This is a genomic window from Paenibacillus sp. D9 (assembly GCF_001188365.1).
GTDB lineage: Bacteria > Bacillota > Bacilli > Paenibacillales > Paenibacillaceae > Paenibacillus_O > Paenibacillus_O humicus.
The window spans coordinates 1,707,494-1,726,557 of sequence record NZ_JZEJ01000001.1 but is presented as its reverse complement, the minus strand read 5'-3'; the positions used below and the strand labels follow the sequence as shown (position 1 = coordinate 1,726,557).

Sequence of the window (19,064 nt, the reverse complement as noted above, 5' to 3'; positions counted from 1 at the left end):
CTTTTGCAGGGGCAAGAAAGCGCAATCATGACGAAAGGGGATATGACATGGCATTCCGATTCAAGCGGCTTACGGCCGCGCTTCTGAGCTTGCTGCTGTTCCTGCCGGCGATGGCTTCCGGAGCGCGCGCGGCGGAAGCGGACCTGAACCTGGCAGCAAAGGATTCCGGATATGAGGCGGCCGCATCCGCAACGGATTCGGTTTATGGTTCCAATTCCGTCTACGTTCGGCTGAAAAATGAATGGAAAGGCGTTTATCTGTACGAAGCGGAGGGACAAGTCCGCTACGGCTTCACGGCGGTGAACGACCCGGCCTCCCAGTGGGAAATCAAGAGCGGCGCAGGAGGCGCGCAGCTGCTCGTGAACCGGGCGACCGGCCATTTGCTGAACCGGGAGCTGGCATCGGATCCGCATGACAATCTCAAGAGCTCCGCTCTCGGCAGCGACGCGGCTTCGGCCCAATGGGAGGTGACGGAAGCAGCCGGCAAGCCCGGATATGTCAATCTGTCCATACCCGGCAGCCCGAAGCAGCTCGTCAACATCCAGGTGCTGAACGGTTATGCGCAGGTGAGCGATTGGGCGCAGCCGGGGTGGGGCTCGGCGTTGTGGCAGGTAGAGCCGGGGCATGACCTGGAGCCGGTTCGGCTGGTCGACGGCTGGAAGGGGAAAGTCCTCTATGAGGAAGCCGGTCAGGCGAAATACGGCACGCCGGAGCTGAACGACGCTTCTTCGCAGTGGTTCGTCGTGGACGGCGTGACGCCGGGATCGAAAAGATTCGTGAACCGGGCGACCGGCCATGTGCTGAACCGTTCGGGCAACGATGGAGATCGTCTCAACGATCCTGTCAAAAGCTCGGACTTGCCGGATGCCTCGACGGCCGGCGATTTCTCCATTCAGGAGCAGGGAGGCGCCGCCGGGCTTTATACGATTGCGAGCAGCGAGAAATCCTCTTACCTGCTTCATGTCCAGAGCCAGACCGGTTATGCGCAGATCAGCGACTGGGCGCAGCCGGGCTGGGGCAGCTCCTCCTGGAGGCTGGAGCCGGCGGCCGATTCCGCGGCCAAGCGGCTCCAGGACAGCTGGAAGGGAAGCTTTTTGCAGGAACAGGACGGTCTGATCGCTTACGGCGCTCCGGACTATTCGGATGCTTCCTCCCAATGGATCGTGGAAGACTTTGGAACGGCCGTGCGGCTGCGCAACGTGCAGACGGGCCGTTACATGCAGCAGACGGAGCTGAAGGGCGGAGCCGCGCTTGCTGCGGCCGCGCCGCAAGCGGCGGATCCGCTGCTGACGAGCTGGATTCAAGCTCCGGGCAGAGACGGCAGCGGCGATGTCCAGTCCGGACAGTCCACCTTCCAGGCCGCTTCCGATGGAGATGCGTATCTGAACGTGCAGAGCCAGGACGGCTATGCGCATGGCAACAACTGGGCGCAGCCTTCCTGGGGGAGCGCCCGCTGGCTGGTGAAGGCTCCCGCGCCTGAAGGTCCGGCCGAGGAGCTGACTGCCTATGTGAAGATCCGCAACGACTGGCTGCAGCTCTATCTGTTCGAGAAGGACGGCAAGCTGGCTTACGGCAACGTCCAGCCTGGCGACGAGAGCGCGCACTGGCTGATCGAGACGAAGGACGGCGTGCAGCATATCGTGAACCGGGCGACCGGCCATTACGTCACGCTGAGCGGCTTGAAGCCGGATTCTCGCGAATCGGTGCGGGTAGCGGACCCGGAAGGCGACATGGATTCGGCGGCATGGACTGTCCTGGATCATCAGGGGTTCAAGCTGATCCGCAGCGCGGGGGACACCCGCCCAGCCGAAGCATCCGGCTATCTGAACGTCGAGCATAAGCTCAAGGCGGCGGAGTACAGCCCGGTGAACCGGGATTGGGGCAGCCCGAAATGGGAATTCATTCCGGTGAAGGCAAGCGAGACCGGCACGGGAGGCGGCGCTCCGGCACAGCTGCCCGACGGGGCGATCCGCTTGACGAGCAAGTCCGGAGGAGCGGCTCTCTACGAGAATGCCGGCGGCGTCGTGCTTTACGGCAATCTGGATGCCAAGGACCTGCGCTCGCATTGGTCGGTGAAGGAAAGGGCCGAAGGAGGCGTATCGATCGTCAATGAAGCCACCGGCCGCGAGCTCTCCTGGCTGCCGGGCGTGAGCTATCTCGGCACCGTTCCTGCAGTCGGATCGGGATCGAATGCGGCATGGGCGCTCGAAAGCGCGCCGGCCGCCGGAGCGGTTCTGCTGCGCAGCCTCGCCGAGGGCCATGAGGATGAATACGCGCAGATTGCGGACGGACTCGGCTATGCCCAGCTGGATCTGCGCTCCATCGACAACGGAGCCGTCCAATGGGTTGCGGCGGAAGCGCCCGAGGGAGGATACATCCCGGCGGTCCAGGATACGGTCGGCAGCGGCATGACGCCGTCGGCGCCGCATTCGGGATTGTACCGGCTGCAAAACTCGGCCGCCGGCTCGCTCCTGGCGATGAACGGCGATGAGTTGGCGCTGTCCGGCGGAGATGCCCGCAGCAAGAGCGCGCTTTGGAGAATGGAAGACCGGAACGGGCGGCTGCTGCTCCGGAATGAAGCCACCGGCAGCTACCTGCTGCGTGACGGTGACGGAAGCACTGTCTCGGCGGGAGAGGCGGGCCCGGCAGCCGAGTGGACGCAGGATAAGCAGTCCGGCTTGCTCATTCTGGCGGAGCCGGGCGGCAGCCGCGTGCTGTCAGCCGCTTCCGGCCATGCGGCGCTTGCCGAGCGTGACACGGCGGGCGGTTCAGGCCGCTGGAAGCTGCTTGAAGCCGCAGGCGATGTCGTTTATGAAGCGGAAAAAGGCTTTGTCTCCGGTGGAGCGGGCATTCATGCCGATGCGCCCGGTTATGCCGGCCGCGGGTATGTATCCGGCTGGAAGGATGCTGCCGACCGCCTGATCCTGTCCGTTCAAGCGCAGGCCGCAGGCCTGTATGAAGCGGATTGGACCGCCGGGGTGCTGGCGGGCGGGGATGCAGGCAGTCTGTCTCTCTATGTCAACGGCCTGCCGCAAGGCAAGCTGGGTGCGGCCGCCGGCGCTGGCAATGGAATGTGGAGGACAATACCGGCGAAGCTGAAGCTGCGGGCAGGCTACAATTCCGTGGAGCTGCGCAAGTCCGGGGACGACGCGGGCGGCCTGCTGGTGGACCGGCTGCTCGTTCATGGCGCGGTCAGCCGCGATTATCGCGGAGCGACTCTTCCATATACGACCTATGAAGCCGAAGACGGAACGACGACCGGCACGGTGCTCGGTCCAGACCGGACGTACATGACGCTTGCTTCCGAAGCGTCCGGCAGAAAGGCCGTCAAGCTGGATGCTTCCGGCCAGTACGTGGAATTCAAGCTTGCGGAACCGGCGAGCTACATGTCCTTGCGCTACAGCATTCCGGACAGCGCGGACGGCAGCGGCCAGCAGGCGACGCTGAGCTATTCGGTGGACGGAACCCCGGGCGGCAAGCTGGAGCTTTCCAGCCGCCACGCCTGGGTATACGGCAAGTATCCATGGTCCAACAATCCCGAGGACGGAGATCCTCACCGTTTTTACGACGAGACGCAGCTGGACTTCGGGCGCACGCTGCCGGCGGGTAGCGTCCTGAGGCTGGAAAAGCAGGCTTCCGACGCAGCCGCGCATTATGTTCTCGATTCGGCGGATCTGGAGCTGGCCCCGGCTGCATACGCCATGCCGGAAGGATTTCTCTCCGTGACGGACTTCGGCGCAGCGCCGAACGACGGCAAGAGCGACTACACCGCGTTTCTGGATGCCGTCAAGGCCGCCAAGGCGGCGGGAAAGGGAGTCTGGGTGCCGCAGGGCATGTTCCGGCTCGATTCGCCGCTGGAGGTGCAGGGAATCGCAATCCGCGGCGCGGGCATGTGGCATACGACCATCGAAGGCGCAGGCTTCATGGGCACGGGAGACGGAATCGGCGTGTACGATCTCAAGATCGACGTCGGCGTGACCGGACGGCATGACGAGCTGCGCGAGGCGGCTTTTGACGGAACGTTCGGCAAAGGCTCCACAATTCAAGGCGTATGGGTCGAGCATGCCAAAGCCGGCATCTGGTCGGTCCGCAGCGACGACGAAGACGGCGGCATCGCGACCGACGGCCTGTACGCCGCAGGCATGCGCATCCGGGATACGTATGCGGACGGCATCAACTTCTCGACGGGAACCGCCAACTCCATGGCGGAGCAGAATGCGATCCGCAATACGGGCGACGACTCCATCGCGATCTGGTCGTCGCAGCCGGACGGAGTAAGCGCGGACGACGCGCGGGCTTCGGGCAACACGATCCGCTTCAACACCGTCCAGCTTCCATGGCTGGCGGACAATGTCGCCATATTCGGCGGCAGCGACAACAAGGTGCAGGACAACATCCTGTCCGATACGGTCGGATTCGGCGCCGGCATCGCGGTGTCGACGCGCTTCAATCCTGTCGCCTTCGGCGGCAGGACGGTCGTGGAGCGCAATACGCTGATCCGTGCCGGCGGCCATGAGTTCAACTGGAACCAGGACTTCGGCGCGATCTGGCTGTTCACCGGCGACAAGCCGATCGATGCCGATATCGATCTTCTCGATAATACCGTTCTGGACAGCACATTCCAGGGGCTGTACATCAACGGCGCGTATCCGTTCAACGCCAGCGGCCAGCATCGCATTCTCATCCGCAATCTGGTGCTGGACGGAATGGGCACTTGGGGCATTCACGCGGGCAGCGGCATCAGCGGCTCCGTCCAGCTGGATCAGCTGCAGCTCCGAGGCGCCAAGGTCGGACCGTTCTTCAACGCTTCCGGCAGCGCGTTCCAGCTGGCGCTGACGGAGCAGGCGCCGCCGGCGGCCGTGCTGCCGGTGGACGGATACCATACCGGCGAAGGCTTGACCTGGGACAGCCAGCCGGATCCGGGAACGGGTTCGCCAACGCCGACGCCGACAAGCACGGCGTCGCCGACGCCGGCACCGACAGGCGCGGCAACGCCGACGCCGGCACCGACAGGCGCGGCAACACCGACGCCGGCATCGACAAGCACGGCAACGCCGACGCCTTCGCCGACAGGAACGGCAACGCCGACGCCTGGGGCGGGTTCGCCTGCTTCCAATCAGGAAGCGCTGGCCAAGGCGGCTGCGGCCAAAGTGCCTTCCGTGCAGCTGGAATCGTCCGCTGTTGCGGGCGGCGGACGGGCGGCGGAGCTGCCGCTGAACGCCTTCCTGGCTTATGCCGAAGCCATGCCGCTTGGAACGATTACGCTTCAAGCCGGGAGCTCGTCGATCACGATCCCGGCATCGGCAGCCGCCAAGCTGGCCGCCATGCGGGGCCAGGCGGATACGGCTGGAGCCGTCATCCGGATCGAGCTGGGCGCAGCGGATCAGCAGGCCTTCGCCGCGATGAAATTGCGGGCATCGGCCTTGAACGGCAATGCCTTCGCGGGAACGGCAGCCTGGAGCCTGAGCATGGAGCAAGGCGGGCGCTCCGCGGCGCTGACGGGCGGAATCGGCTATGTCGATCTCGAATTCCCGGCGGGCGGCGGCAGCAAGCCTGCCCCGAACGCAGGCTTGCTGCGGACGGCGGACGGCTCCGTCCGAGCCGTTCCGGCATCGTTCGCGAAGGGCGCGGACGGGACGATCGTCCGTATCCGTACGCTGGGAACAGGCAGCTTCGGTACAGCCGCGCTTCCGTCCAAGTCTTTCCGCGACACGGCGGGCAGCTGGGCGTCGGCGGATATCGAACGGCTTTCTGCGGCTGGAATCCTGAACGGCATTTCCGCTGAGCGGTACGCTCCGGGGCAAGCCGTTTCGAGAGCTGACTTCGCAGCGCTGATCAGCCGCGCATTGGGACTGGATCTGCTGGCGGGCGGAGAAGCCGAAGGCCAGAGCTGGACAGACGGCAAGCCGGGCTCCGCCTGGACAGCCGCGGCAGCCGCCGTCCGTTCGGCCGGCATCATGCAGGGCGGCTTGGACGGTAGCTTCCGGCCGGTAGCTTCCGTCACCCGCCAGGAGATGGCTGTCATTCTGAACCGCGCCATTCTCTTCGCCGCAGGCGGCCAGCCGCATAACACCACGGATCCGGCTTCTCAAGCTCAAGCTGCCGTCTTCACCGATGCGGCGAAGATCAGTCCGTGGGCGGCGGATTCCATAACCGCCCTGGCCGCAAGAGGAATGCTGCGCGGAATGCCGGATGGAGCCTTCCATCCGCTGGCGCCGGTCACCCGCGCCGAAGCGGCTGCGCTGCTGGGACGTCTCTTGTCGGATGCAGGGTTTATCGGCAGCTGACCACCGAGCGATATAAGGGCATTCATTTGCGCCGCACAGGTTCCTGTGCGGCGTTTTTTCGCGCATTGCAGCCGATATCCGATCCCCAGCAAACATTTCCCTCTCTTCCCTCCAGCTTCATATGGCAAGCTCCGCCTGATTGGCGTATACTATCGCTACCAAGGGCGCGAGCCTGCGGCGTTGCAGCCCGACCACCCTTTTCCCAGAGCGTTTATGTGAGAGTGGGCGCTGATCAGGAACCGGGCTGCATCCATAACCTTTTGTTTCCTCCTCGCACATACGCGCAGGAGGACTTTTTTTTAGCTGCATCCATATCTATGGAAAGAATTCATTTCCTTTGCAACTGCTATACAGCTGCTGCCCTCTCAGGGAGCAGCCCCATCCCGGCTGAATGTCCGTTCTCTCTGAAGGAACGATCCTGCCGCGTTCGCCGACATGTCATCCGATTGCTATAAATGGTCACTATTTTTGCCTATTTGATGGAAATAGGAGTAGAGAGGGCGGCGGCGCGGGCGTATAATTGAAATCGCTTACTCTATTATTCGCCGCAAGAGGGGTTCTTTCCATGACAGCCAACCGCAAACGACTGACGCTTGCGCTCGCCGCCGCCTTGATCGCGCTGGCCGCGCTCACTTTTTATTCCCGCCCGTGGACGCTGCTTAAGCGCGGCGACACCGCTCCGTCCGGAGTGGCCTCGGCCGCCGCTCCCGACCGCCTCGTCATGATGTTTCCCGCGAGCGTCGTGCCGGACGATCTGCCGCAGGTTCAGAATGAAATCAACAACTACCTGCAGGAGAAAATCAATGCCGCCGTCGAAATCCGTCCGGTCGACATGGGCAGCTGGTGGGACCGCACCGGCCTGGTCTACGCCTCGGGCAGCCAGGTCGATCTCATGTTCACGGCCGGCTGGATGAAGTTCGGCGACGAGGTGGCCAGAGGCCGCTTCATTGCCCTGGACGACCTGCTGCGGCAATACGGCGGGGGAATCAGAGGAATCGTCAACCCCGATATTCTCGACGCCAGCCGCATCGGGGGCAAGCTGTACGCCATCCCGACCAACAAGGAGTTCGCCGCGAGCAAGGGGATCGTCATGCGCCGGGATCTCACGGAGAAATACGGAATCAAGCTGGCTTCCATCAAATCTCTCGCGGATCTCGGTCCCGTGCTGGAGACGATCAAGCGGCGCGAGCCGTCGGTGACGCCGCTGCAGGTGCGCTCCGACCGCAGTCCGTTCACGTTCCTCATGCAGTACGGCCTGTTCGACATGCTCGGGGACGGACCCGGCGCTCTCCAGCGCGAGGGCGGCGGGACGAAGGTCGTGAACATGGTGGCGACCGAAGCGTACCGGGTCAACGCCAAGCTGATGCACCAATGGCATCTCGACGGCTACCTGAACGCCGACGCCGTGACGTCGAGGGACAGCGAATACGAAGCGGTCAAGGCAGGCGCCGCCTTTTCCTTCGCCGAGTCCATCAAGCCGGGCTTCGAGATCCAGGCTTCGAGAAACACCGGCATGCCGATGGCGACGGTGGAGCTGACCAAGCCGTACACGACGACGGCCGACGTGACGAGCGCGATGTTCGCCATCCCCCGCACCTCCCGCCATCCGGGCAAGGCGATGCAGCTGCTGGATCTGCTCTATACGGATCCTTATCTGCTGAATTTGCTCGATTGGGGCATCGAGGGCAAGCATTACGTCGTCCGTGCGGACGGCCGGATCGGCTATCCGGAAGGGGTGGACTCCCGGACGGTGGGCTACAACCTGAACCTGCCCTGGATGTTCGGCAATCAGCTCCATTCCTATCTGTGGGACAACGAGGATCCGGAGCTCTGGACCAAGTACAGGCGGTTCAACGAGGAAGCGGAGCCGTCCCGGGCGCTCGGCTTCGTCTTCAACCCGGACCGGGTCACGAGCGAGATCGCGGCCTGCAGCCGCGTCGACGAGGAGTTCGCTCCGGCCATCATCGCGGGAGAGCTGGATCCCGATCTGGTCATCCCGATGTATGTGGAGAAGCTGAAGGCCGCGGGAGCTGACCGGGTCATCGCGGAGAAGCAGCGCCAGCTGGACGAGTGGCTCGCCTCGAAGACGGCGGCGGGCAAGGAGGGCGGCCGATGAAGGGCTTCCGGCTCCCTCAGGCTACGCTGCGCACGCGGCTCATCATCGGGTTCGCGGTCGTCACGGCGCCGCTCGTCATCCTGCTGCTCTGGAACAATCTGTACTCGACGACGGTCGTGCGCTCCCAGGTGGCCCAGTCCAACCGGAGCCTGCTGACGATGTACATGAACGACATGGACAAGGTGCTCGAGGAAATCCAAAACTATCTGTTCAAGACGGCCGAGCAGAACCGCGATCTGCTGTCGCTGTCGCAGAACGAGCGCGGCGGCTGGGATTACTACCGGGCCAAAACGCAGATGGCCGCCGATCTCGGGGTCAACTCGAACTATTACGAGGCGGCGGATGTGCTGTTCGCCTACAGCTCCAAGTACGACGATCTCTTCGTCTCCCAGCAGCAGTCGGTCAGCTTCCAGCGGAAGCGGGATATCCAGTCCAGGCTGCATGAAATTCTGAAGGCGGGAGCGGGGGCGGACACTCCGTTCAGCGGCTGGACGGTGACGGAGCTGAACGGCTCCCATGCCCTTGTGCGCATCGTCGACACGGGCTACGGCTCGGCAGCGGGAGCGTGGGTCGATCTCGACCGGCTCATGAAGCCGCTCCATGCCCTCGGCGAGAGCGGCAAAGGGGAAGCCGTGCTGCTCGGAGGCCATTCCGGCAGCCTGCCGCTGACGACGCTCAAGGCCGGCCTCCGCGATGAGCTGCAGGCGACCGGGGCGGCTGCGGATACGGAAGCGGCCGCCGGGGCGTATACGATCGCCAAGCTTCCGCAGCCGTATCTGCTCGTCGCCCAGCCTTCGCGGATGGCGGGCATGAGGCTGGTGCTGCTCGTGCCGGAGAAGTCGCTGCTCGAAGGGCTTCCGTATTTCCGCTATCTGACCTACACAGTTCCGGTGCTGGCCGCCATTCTGCTCGCCATGTACCTGTACTATCTGCAGCGTGCGGTCGTCGTGCCGATGCACCGGCTGATCAAGGGCATGCGCAAGATCCGCTCCGGCGATCTCAGCGCCCGCCTGCCGGACAGCCGGCTGCCGGAATTCGTCACGATCAACGAGACGTTCAACGGCATGGCCTCGCAGATCGAGCATCTGAAGATCGACATCTACGAGGAGCAGATCCGTACCCAGAAGGCCGAGCTCAAGCATCTGCAGGCGCAGATCCAGCCTCACTTCTTCATGAACTCGCTCAATATCGTCTATCAGCTCGCCCAGATCCGCAGCTTCGACATCATCCAGAGCATCGCGCTCCATCTGGTCCGGTATTTCCGGTTCACGATCAATACGGCCGCAGCTTCCGTGACGATCCATCAGGAGCTGGAGCATATCCGCGACTACCTGACGATCCAGAAGCATCGATTCCCGGAGACGCTGGAGTTCGACTTCAAGGTGGAGGCAGGGCTGGAAAATTATCTGCTGCCGCCTCTATCGATCCAGCCGATCGTCGAGAACGCGATGGTCCACGGCTTCTCCACCAGCGGCGGAGGTCCCTTCCGGATCCTGATCGCGGTGAGCCGGAACGGCGCCTCTGGAGAGGGAGCGGCTGCCGGCGGCATCCGGATCGACGTGGCCGACAACGGCAAAGGGTTCGCTCCCGGAATGGCGGAGAGGCTCGCAGCGCGCGTGGAGGAGCAGGAGCCGGGGGAGCGCCATGTGGGCTTATGGAATGTCGCTCGCCGCTGCCGGCTGTTTTATGGAGCCGCAGTGTCGCTGAAATTCGAGAACGGAGCGGAGCGGGGAGCGCTCGTCACCCTCGGCCTTCCGGAAGAGCAGGACGCGGACAATCGCCAGGCAGGATGACCCAAGGAGGAGACGCAGCATGAAGGCGCTGATTGTGGACGATGAAATCTATGCCGTCAAAGGATTGATGGCCGGCGTATCCTGGCAGGAGGCCGGGATCGACGAGGTCTATGAGGCCTACCATGCCGACATGGCCAAGGAGATGCTGCGGAAGCATGACATCGACATCATGATCTGCGATATCGAGATGCCGGAGCAGAGCGGCCTGGAGCTGATGGAGTGGGTGAAGGAAGAGGGGATGAGGCTGGAGACGGTCGTGCTCACCTGCCATTCCGAATTCCGCTATGCCCAGAAGGCCCTTCAGCTGGGGGGAAGCGATTATATTCTGAAGCCGGTCATTTACCGGGAGCTGGAGCAGGTGCTGCAGGCGCTCGGCCGCAAAGTGGAGGAGCAGCGGCAGGCTGACCACGAAGGAGAGCGCTACCACCAGCTGGCGGAGCTGTGGCAGGGACAGAAGCCGCTGTTGACCGAGCGGTACTGGAAGGATCTGCTCGATGGCCGGGAACGTCCCGACGCCAGCTGGCTGGAGCGGATCAGGCTGGCCGCGGATGTCGACGCGCAGCTCATCGGCACCATCCGCCCGCTGCTGATCAGCGTGGAGAATTGGGAGAAGGATATCGACGAGCGGGATGAGCGCGTCATGGAGTTCGCCCTGCGCAAGGCGGCGGAGGAAATTTTGCTGGAATCGCTCCCGGGCGCCGTCGTCGAGGATTACCGGGGCAACAGCCTGATTCTAATCTATGAGGGAGGCGCGGCCGCGCAGCGGCTCGAGGAGCTGTGCGACCGGTACCGGGAAGCCTGCAGAACCTATTTCTACTGCAAAATGTCCGTCTATATCGGAGACGCGGTTCCGCTCAAGAATCTCAGAGGGGAGTATCTCGGCCTGCTGCATGAGGAATACCGCAATGTCAGCATTTCCTGGAGCAGCATTCCCGCCGGCGCCGCCAGCCGCGGGGAGCGGCATGCCGACGCGCTGCAGCCCGATTCCGGGGCTCTCCTGGAATGGGCGGACCTGCTGGAGCAAGGCGGTATCGAGTCGATGAGGGCAAGGCTCGAGGAGCTGCTCATGCCCGGCGCGGCCGTGACGGTCGAGACGCTGACCGCCTATGCATACGGCCTGATGCAGGCGGCGTACTTGACGCTTCACCGCAAGGGCTTTCCCGCCTTCATGCTGCATCAGTACCGGGAAGACTTCGACGTCAGCGCCGCGACCCGTTCCGTGCAGCGGTTCCGCGCCTGGTCGGAAGGCATGCTCGGCCAGATCGGCGTCCTGCTTCAATCCCGCCGTTCGGAAAGTCCCGTCCTGAGGCAGATCAAGGCGTACATCGCCGACCATATGGACCGCGACGTGACCCGGGAAGAGCTGGCCGAGCATGTGTTCCTCAATCCGGCCTATCTGTCGCGCTTGTTCCGCAAGGAGACGGGCAAGGTGCTGACCGACTATATCCTGCAGGAAAAAATGCGCGCCGCCGCGCAGAGGCTGACGGGGACCGACGAGAGCGTAAGCGCGATCGCCGCCGGTCTCGGCTACGGCAACTTCTCGTACTTCGCGCGGCTGTTCCGCAAGGTGTACGGCAAAAATCCGCATGAGTTCCGCAAAATCGGAACCGACAGCAGCGCGACACCCGGCGCTTGAAGGGCCTCGCTTGCCGCTGCCCGGACCGCGGCAGGAATTGCTCGAGCAAATTGAACCCGCTGGAGGAAAGCCTCCAGATCGATACGGCATGGATTCCGCTGATTCGGTGGAATCCATGCCATTCTTTTTCATCTAGGCCCAAAGACCCGGATTCAAATCGTCATTCCAGAAGGGTTCGGGCGAACCTCCCTTTATATGTCATAACAAATATGAGGAAAATAAAGGGAATCAAAGCGATAAACGATTTAAACCGCTTTCATAGGACTAATTCATTATATACATCTATCAAATATTCCTATACCCTTTTATTTGTCATAACAAATTAAAGGAAAAGGAGATGGATGCACGCATGGAAATCCAGACGGCGCGAAAGCCCTCGGCCGAAGGTTTTTCCCGCCGGCTCGCAGAGATCGGAAAACAGCTGAAGCGAAATATCGGCTTGTACCTGATCATCGCACCGGCCTTTTTTTATTTCGTCATCTGGCATTTCTGGCCGTTGTATGGAATTCAGATCGCATTCAAGGACTACATGCCCGCTCTCGGAATTACGGGAAGCCCCTGGGTAGGGCTGGAGCATTTCACCCGCTTCTTCCGCACCTTCTTCTTCTGGGACATTCTCCGGAACACGCTCGGCATCAGCGTTTACGGGCTGATTGTCGGCATACCGGCTCCCATCATCCTCGCGCTCATGTTCAACGAGATCAGGACCAAGCGGCTGCGCAGCGTCGTGCAGACGATCTCCTACGCGCCGCATTTCATCTCCGTCGTCGTGGCGGTCGGCATCCTGTTCTTCTTCATCTCCCCGACTACGGGCGTCATCAACGGAATCATCACCCGCTTCGGCGGCTCTCCGATCGATTTCATGGCGAATCCGTCCCATTTCTGGCATCTGTTCGTCTGGTCCGGCCTGTGGCAGTCCATCGGCTGGTCGTCCCTCATCTATACGGCCGCGATGGCGGGCATTCCTCCGGATCAATATGAAGCCGCATACATAGACGGGGCAAGCCGCTTCCGGCGCATCTGGCATGTGACTCTTCCCGGCATCATGCCGACGATCATGATCCTGTCCATCATGAGCATCGGAGGGGTGATGAACGTCGGCTTCGAGAAGGTGCTGCTCATGCAGACCGACATGAACCTCGCCAAATCCGAGGTCATCTCCACGTACATGTACAAGAGCGGAATCGTGGAGGCCCAGTACAGCTTCTCCGCAGCCGTAGGCCTGTTCAACAACGTCGTCAATTTCATCCTGCTGATCCTGTTCAACGCCATCGCCAAGCGGGCCGGACAGACCAGCCTCTGGTAAGGAGGAATCCGCATGGATACCATCAAGCAGACGCCCGGAGAAAAAGCGTTCGAGGCCGTCAACCTGACGCTCGTGCTGCTCATTACGATCATACTCTTGTATCCGCTCTTATTCGTCATTCTCGCCTCCGTCTCGGATCCGCGAAGGATCTACGATACGTTCCTGCTGGTCTGGCCGCAGGGCTTCAATCTGGAAAGCTACAAGGCGATCTTCGAGAACGGCGATATCTGGATCGGCTACCGCAATACGATCCTCTATACGACGGTCGGCACGGCGATCAATGTGTTCATGACGATCCTGGGCGCTTATCCGCTGTCGCGCCGCCGGTTCTACGGCAAGAACGTGTTCACGTTCCTGTTCACGTTCACGATGTTTTTCAGCGGCGGCCTCATCCCGACCTACCTGGTCAACCAGTCGCTCGGCATCCTGAACAGCATCTGGGTGCTTGTCCTTCCCGGCGCCATCAGCGTGTTCAACCTCATCATCATGAGGACCTACTTCCAGACCCAGATTCCGGTCGAGCTGGAGGAGAGCGCGTTCGTCGACGGCTGCAGCGACTGGCGGCTGCTCTTCAAAATCGTGCTGCCGCTGTCCATGCCGATCATCGCCGTCATGATCCTGTTCTACGGAGTCGGGCACTGGAACTCCTACTTCGATTCTCTGATCTACATGACGGACAGGGACAAATTCCCGCTGCAGCTGTTCCTGAGGGAAATCCTCATCAAAAACAGCATGCAGGACATGCTCGGGGTCGCGGTGGACGAGCAGTACAGCCAGCGGATGATGGCGCGCGAAGGGATCAAGTACTCCATCGTCGTCGCATCCTCGCTGCCTCTGCTGATTCTTTATCCGTTATTGTCAAAATTTTTTGAAAAAGGCATTCTCGTCGGCGCGATCAAAGGCTAGACGGCAGACAGGCAAGTCTGCCCTATAATGCGACAGGGGGAATAGACGTGAAAAACGCATGGGTGAAACAGGGATTGGTCGGAGGGCTCGCCGTGGCGATTCTGGCCGGCTGTCAGTCGGGCGGCGGCGATTCCGCGGGGAGCGGGGATAGCGGAAGCGGGGGCAAGGAAGGCAAAATTACGCTCAAGATGGCGCGGGACAGCTTCACGGACGTCCATCCGGCTTCGAAGGACCTGTGGATGTGGAAGAAATACGAGGTAAAGACCGGCATCCATATCGAGTGGGAAGAGATTCCGGGCGAGAGCTCGGCGGAGCGCAAAAACGTCATGCTCGCCTCCGGCAAGCTTCCGGACGCGTTCTACCAGACCGGCTTCAGCAGCTCCGAGCTCGTCAAGTACGGGGAGCAGGGCTTGTTCCTTCCGCTGGAGGACCTCATCGAGCAGCATGCTCCCAATCTGAAGCAATGGTTCGAGAAAAATCCGGAGGTCAAGAAGGCGATCACGATGCCGGACGGCCATATTTATTCCTTGCCGTACATCGATACGGCCCTTCCGTACCGGTCCATACGGCTCTACATCAACAAGACCTGGCTGGACAATCTCGGCTTGCAGGTGCCCAAGACGACGGATGAGCTGCAGGCGGCTCTCAAGGCGTTCAAGGAGAAGGACGCCAACGGCAACGGGGATCCGAACGACGAGATGGGCTGGGTCATGCCGACGGGCTTTATCAACGGCATGTTCGAGCGGCAGCTGTACGGCAGCTTCGGCATGGGGAACGGAGGCTACAAGGGGGCGGCAAGCTGGATCTACAAGGATTCGGACGGCGAGGTCAAGCTCATCTTCAACGATCCGAAGTACAAGGAGGTGCTGCAGTACCTGAATGGACTGTTCAAGGACGGCACGCTGCCGCAGCTCAACTATTCCGGCTATGAATACGCCCAGTGGGCGGCCGACGGCTCGGCCGGCAAGGTCGGGGCCTTCTCCTGGGGAGATCCGCATTATATCGGCACGATCGGAGCCAAGGACTATATCGGCATCAACGTGCTGGCCGGGCCGCATGGGGACAAGGTCGTGAACTGGATGGATCCGATGACCCGGCAGACGTCCTCGTTCACAATCACCAAGTCCAACAAGCATCCGGAGGAAACGATGGAGTGGGTCGATTATTTCTACGGCGAGGAAGGAAGCAAGTTCGGCTACTTCGGCATCGAGGGAGAAACGTACACGATGGTGGACGGCAAGCCCCAGTACAGCGAAGAAATCCGCACTTACAAGGGCGGCGTCCAGCTTGGAGCGTTCCAATACGTAGACAACGTATATGGAGGCGGCTACCCGTACGCGGAGCCTGATATGGAGCTTCGTTCCGCCGTGAAGGGCAAGACGGTGGACGAGGACTTCAAGACGAATGCGGCGGAGCTCGAGCAGTTCCTGCCGGAGGAAGTGTGGCCCGAATTTTCCCCTACTGCGGAGGAAGCCAAAAAGCAGGCGGCCATCTTGACCGACATCAACAAGTACATCCAGCAGATGAGGGTGAAATTCGTCACGGGCCAGGCCGACTTCGGCAGCGGCTGGGATGAGTATGTCGCGACTTTGGACAAAATGGGCGCCCAGGATTATCTGGCGATCAAGAAAGGCCAGTATGAACGCTATCAAAGCGTGAAGTAGCTGAGCAGGCAGACAAGCGGCGGAGCCGGGTCCGGACGCCGCCTCCTTCCGGGGGCGGAGCGGCTCCGGCTCGTAGCCGGTTGAGCTGTTTTCATGTACAATGAAATCACGACAACGGGCTTCGCCGGCAGCGGCACAACCCGGTGCTTCAAGGGCAGGATGTGAATAATGTCAGTGAGCAAATCCCAGAAACCGCTCTATTCCGTCATCAAGGATGAGCTGCAGTCCAAAATCGATCAGGGAGACTATCAGCCGGATCAGCAGCTGCCGACCGAGAACGAGCTTTCGTCCCTGTACAGCGTCAGCCGGATCACGACCCGCAGAGCGCTGGAGGAGCTGGAACGGGAAGGCTACATCTACCGGATTCAAGGCAGCGGCAGCTTCGTGAAGAGGGCGGAGGCGGCGCCGGAGCGCCAGACGCCGGCTCCGCTTTCATTTGCGGAAGTGGAGCCGGGCCCGATCATTTCCATGATTCTGCCTCATCTCGATGAAGGAGCCATGGTCGGTTATATTCGCGGAGCCTCCGATTACCTCAACCGGCTCGGCTATCACCTCAGCGTGCATACGAGCAACAGCGATCCGGCGCTGGAAGAAGAGCTGCTGGAATCGATGCCGGGCCGGGGCAGCTCGGCCGTCATCCTGTATCCGCTCAACGACTCCTGCAGCTTCGAGCGGCTCAATCGGCTGTACCTGATGGATTTTCCGATCGTGACCATCGACAAGGAGATGCCCGGCATGCCGATTCCCTCTGTCGTCTCCGACAATTTCGGAGGCGTGTACGAGGCGGTATCCCGGCTGATCGATCTGGGCCATCGGCGCATCGCCTTCTTCAGCAATGCGGCCATCGAGTCGGTCTCCTCGGTGCGCAGCCGCTACTTCGGGTACTGCAAGGCCATGAAGGACCGCGGGGTTCCCATCCTTCCCGAGCTGGTCCGGCTCGGCGCGAGCAAGGAGCTGAAGGCAGCCGGAAAAACCGCCTTTTTCAGCGGGCTGCTGAACGGCTACCGGGAGAACGGCATTACGGCCGTGCAGGTGGAGAACGACCTCATCGCGGTCCAGCTTCTGCTCTATGCCCAGCAGCTGGACATGCGGATTCCCGACGATCTGTCCATCTTCGGGTTCGACAACAATCCGATCTGCGAGATGCTGCATATTCCGGTGGCGACAGTCGGGCAGAATTACGACGAGATCGGCCGAACGGCGGCGGAACTGCTCATCCGAAGGCTGCGGCAGGGTCAGGCCGGCACCGGGCAGCATGTCGTTCCGGTCAGCCTGATCGAAAGGAAATCGGTCCATCGTCTTGCCTGAAAGCGGCTGCTATTCCGCTCTTCCGGCCGTTCCCAATGACTCCCGCTCCCGGCGTCTATACGCCGGGAGTTTTTTTTGCTATTGTTGGGTGGTAAATGCCTGCTTCATTTTCATTCGCGGCATTATTTACCATAACTAACTTTTTTATATTACTTATGCTTGCCCTGCAACCTTTCGCGCCAGGCGCGCGTCAGTACGGGTGCAAGAGAGGGGGAACCTTCGTGGTAGAGCCTGGTCTCATACGAGCCGCTCAACAGGGCGATCGCGACGCTCTCGTGTCCCTATTGCGCGAAATAGAAAATCACGTATATCGGACGGCCTATTATATACTGGGCAACGAGCAGGACGCGCTGGACGCTTCCCAGGAAGCGCTCATTCGCATTTATACCAAAATTACTTCCTACGAGGAAAAAGCACAGTTCAAGACATGGGTGCAGAGAATCGTCACGAACATCTGCATCGACAAGTTCCGGCGCACCAAGCCCGTCGTGTCCATCGAAGAGCATGATATGGTCTTCCGGGAGAAGCAGGACGTGGAAGAGGAAGTATTGTCCGCCTATGCGGCCAAAGATATTCGAGAAGCAATCGACAAGCTTCCGGATCACCACAGAGCCGTTGTCGTGCTCCGTTATTTGCAGGACTTCTCGTACAACGAAATCGCGGATTCCCTCGATCTTCCGCTGAATACGGTGAAATCCTATTTATTCCGGGCCAGGCAACAGCTTCAGACGCTGCTGCATGACTATCAGAAAGGTGGTGTCCGAGGATGACTTGTCAAGAGGTGGTAGAGGTTATGAATCGATATTTGGACGGCGATCTTGACGAGCATGAACGCGTGCTCTTGATGGAGCATCTCAAGAACTGCCCGGACGACCAGGAGCTGTTCGAGCGCCTTCAGAGGCTCTCCGAAGAGCTCGAGGAACTGCCCAAGGTCACGCCGCCCTTCAGTCTGGTGGATTCCATCCTGCCGCAGCTGGCCGAGATCGACGCGCTGCGGGATGCCAAGGCAGCCCAGGCGGCGGTCATGGACGAGGAGTGGACTCAGGCGGAGGAAGCCGCTGCCGCTGAAGGCGGCTCGCTCGGCTCGCGCCGGGCTTCGCGGAAGCGGACGGGCTGGCTCGGCCGGAGAACGGCTGCATGGGGAGGGGCGACCGCCGTTGCGGCGGCGGCCATCATTCTCGCCGTCAGCCTGAACGGTCCTCATCCGAACAGGCAGACCGCCATGCTGGAATCCAAGGCGCCTGCCGCTGCGGGGAACGCCTCGGAGTATTCTGTTCAGGAAGCTGCGGATACCGGTGGAGCGGCCTTGAAGTCCGTGGAAGAGGGGACGGGATCAAGCGAGCCCGCCACATCTCCGACGGCGGTCTCCGACGGCAGCCGCGGGACGGGAGGCGGCTCGCGCACGAAGGCGTCGACGTCTCCACCCCCGTCGGCCAGGGTCGGAGGCATTGGGGGAGCGAGCGGGTTCGACAAGGCGGATCCGAACATTTCCGGCTCTGCGAACATGGGAGGACCATCCATGGGAATCGCCCAATTCCCGAGCCCTCCGGCATCTCCATCGCCGGGCATGGAACAAGGAATCGCCGGCCAAGGACTTGCGGCTTCTACTGCATCTCCGGACGGCAAGTACAGCTACACGGTCACCGGCACACTGCTGGAAGTATTCGACAGCGGGGACAAGAAGCTGGCGGAGCTCAAGATGGACGGCGAGCTTCAGGGCTCTCCATCCTGGAGCTCGGACAGCACGACCCTTGCGGTCGAGGTCAAGGACAGCTCCGGAGCCGTGAAGAAATTCAAGATCGTAGCCGCCGAGGGCACCGTGGAGGAGCAAAAATCCTGATCGGCGTACAAGCACGAACCGCGGGGCATGCGCGTATGGTATAGAAGGCGGCATGCAGGCGGGACGGAATGCTCGTTCCCTGGCATCGTATGACCATCCCGCAGAGGCACCATGGGCTTCTGGCGGCGATGTTTATATAGATGTACGGCAAACAGAGGCAGGCAGAGGAAGGCTTCGTCGGAGACGGCGAAGCCTTCCTCTGTTTGGT

At 61.5% G+C, this 19,064-nt stretch carries 10 protein-coding genes; all 10 read left to right on the top strand.

What is annotated here, in order from left to right:
- Positions 1-47: 47 nt before the first annotated feature.
- The 10 genes from VE23_RS07985 to VE23_RS07940 all read left to right on the top strand — a co-directional run bounded on the left by VE23_RS07985 (position 48) and on the right by VE23_RS07940 (position 18,856).
- Positions 48-6,287 carry an S-layer homology domain-containing protein gene (locus tag VE23_RS07985; protein ID WP_049867717.1) on the top strand — a complete coding sequence of 2,080 codons (6,240 nt, stop codon included), beginning with the start codon at positions 48-50 and terminating at the stop codon, positions 6,285-6,287.
- Between the two features lie 565 nt (positions 6,288-6,852).
- The gene (locus tag VE23_RS07980; RefSeq protein WP_049867716.1) at positions 6,853-8,403 is read left to right on the top strand and encodes an ABC transporter substrate-binding protein; all 1,551 of its coding nucleotides are present in this window, start codon (positions 6,853-6,855) and stop codon (positions 8,401-8,403) included.
- Positions 8,400-10,196: a sensor histidine kinase gene (locus VE23_RS07975; RefSeq protein WP_049867715.1), complete on the top strand. Its 1,797-nt coding sequence runs from the start codon at positions 8,400-8,402 to the stop codon at positions 10,194-10,196. The genes VE23_RS07980 and VE23_RS07975 overlap by 4 nt, the downstream gene beginning before the upstream one ends.
- Before the next feature lie 19 nt (positions 10,197-10,215).
- On the top strand, positions 10,216-11,832 hold the full coding sequence (locus tag VE23_RS07970) for a response regulator (RefSeq protein ID WP_049867714.1): 1,617 nt from the start codon (positions 10,216-10,218) through the stop codon (positions 11,830-11,832).
- Between the two features lie 337 nt (positions 11,833-12,169).
- Entirely contained in the window at positions 12,170-13,138 is a 969-nt protein-coding gene (locus VE23_RS07965; protein ID WP_049867713.1) for an ABC transporter permease, read from the top strand.
- Between the two features lie 12 nt (positions 13,139-13,150).
- On the top strand, positions 13,151-14,044 hold the full coding sequence (locus VE23_RS07960) for a carbohydrate ABC transporter permease (RefSeq protein ID WP_048749986.1): 894 nt from the start codon (positions 13,151-13,153) through the stop codon (positions 14,042-14,044).
- 47 nt (positions 14,045-14,091) lie between these two features.
- Entirely contained in the window at positions 14,092-15,708 is a 1,617-nt protein-coding gene (locus VE23_RS07955; RefSeq protein WP_157053927.1) for an extracellular solute-binding protein, read from the top strand.
- A gap of 168 nt (positions 15,709-15,876) precedes the next feature.
- Positions 15,877-17,016 (top strand): GntR family transcriptional regulator, encoded by a 1,140-nt coding sequence (locus VE23_RS07950; RefSeq protein WP_232313107.1) that lies wholly within the window; start codon positions 15,877-15,879, stop codon positions 17,014-17,016.
- A gap of 221 nt (positions 17,017-17,237) precedes the next feature.
- Positions 17,238-17,786 (top strand): RNA polymerase sigma factor, encoded by a 549-nt coding sequence (locus VE23_RS07945; protein WP_048747286.1) that lies wholly within the window; start codon positions 17,238-17,240, stop codon positions 17,784-17,786.
- Positions 17,783-18,856, top strand: coding sequence for an anti-sigma factor family protein (locus VE23_RS07940; protein WP_084781352.1), 1,074 nt, complete (start codon positions 17,783-17,785; stop codon positions 18,854-18,856). Before VE23_RS07945 ends, VE23_RS07940 begins: the two co-directional genes overlap by 4 nt.
- Positions 18,857-19,064 lie beyond the last annotated feature (208 nt).

What these genes read in the sequence shown, in the direction of transcription:
- VE23_RS07970 (WP_049867714.1), top strand. Translation starts at nt 10,216, where the DNA reads ATGAAGGCGCTGATTGTGGACGATGAAATCTATGCCGTCAAAGGATTG.
- VE23_RS07965 (WP_049867713.1), top strand. Translation starts at nt 12,170, where the DNA reads ATGGATGCACGCATGGAAATCCAGACGGCGCGAAAGCCCTCGGCCGAA.
- VE23_RS07950 (WP_232313107.1), top strand. Translation starts at nt 15,877, where the DNA reads ATGTCAGTGAGCAAATCCCAGAAACCGCTCTATTCCGTCATCAAGGAT.
- VE23_RS07975 (WP_049867715.1), top strand. Translation starts at nt 8,400, where the DNA reads ATGAAGGGCTTCCGGCTCCCTCAGGCTACGCTGCGCACGCGGCTCATC.
- VE23_RS07985 (WP_049867717.1), top strand. Translation starts at nt 48, where the DNA reads ATGGCATTCCGATTCAAGCGGCTTACGGCCGCGCTTCTGAGCTTGCTG.
- VE23_RS07940 (WP_084781352.1), top strand. Translation starts at nt 17,783, where the DNA reads ATGACTTGTCAAGAGGTGGTAGAGGTTATGAATCGATATTTGGACGGC.
- VE23_RS07960 (WP_048749986.1), top strand. Translation starts at nt 13,151, where the DNA reads ATGGATACCATCAAGCAGACGCCCGGAGAAAAAGCGTTCGAGGCCGTC.
- VE23_RS07980 (WP_049867716.1), top strand. Translation starts at nt 6,853, where the DNA reads ATGACAGCCAACCGCAAACGACTGACGCTTGCGCTCGCCGCCGCCTTG.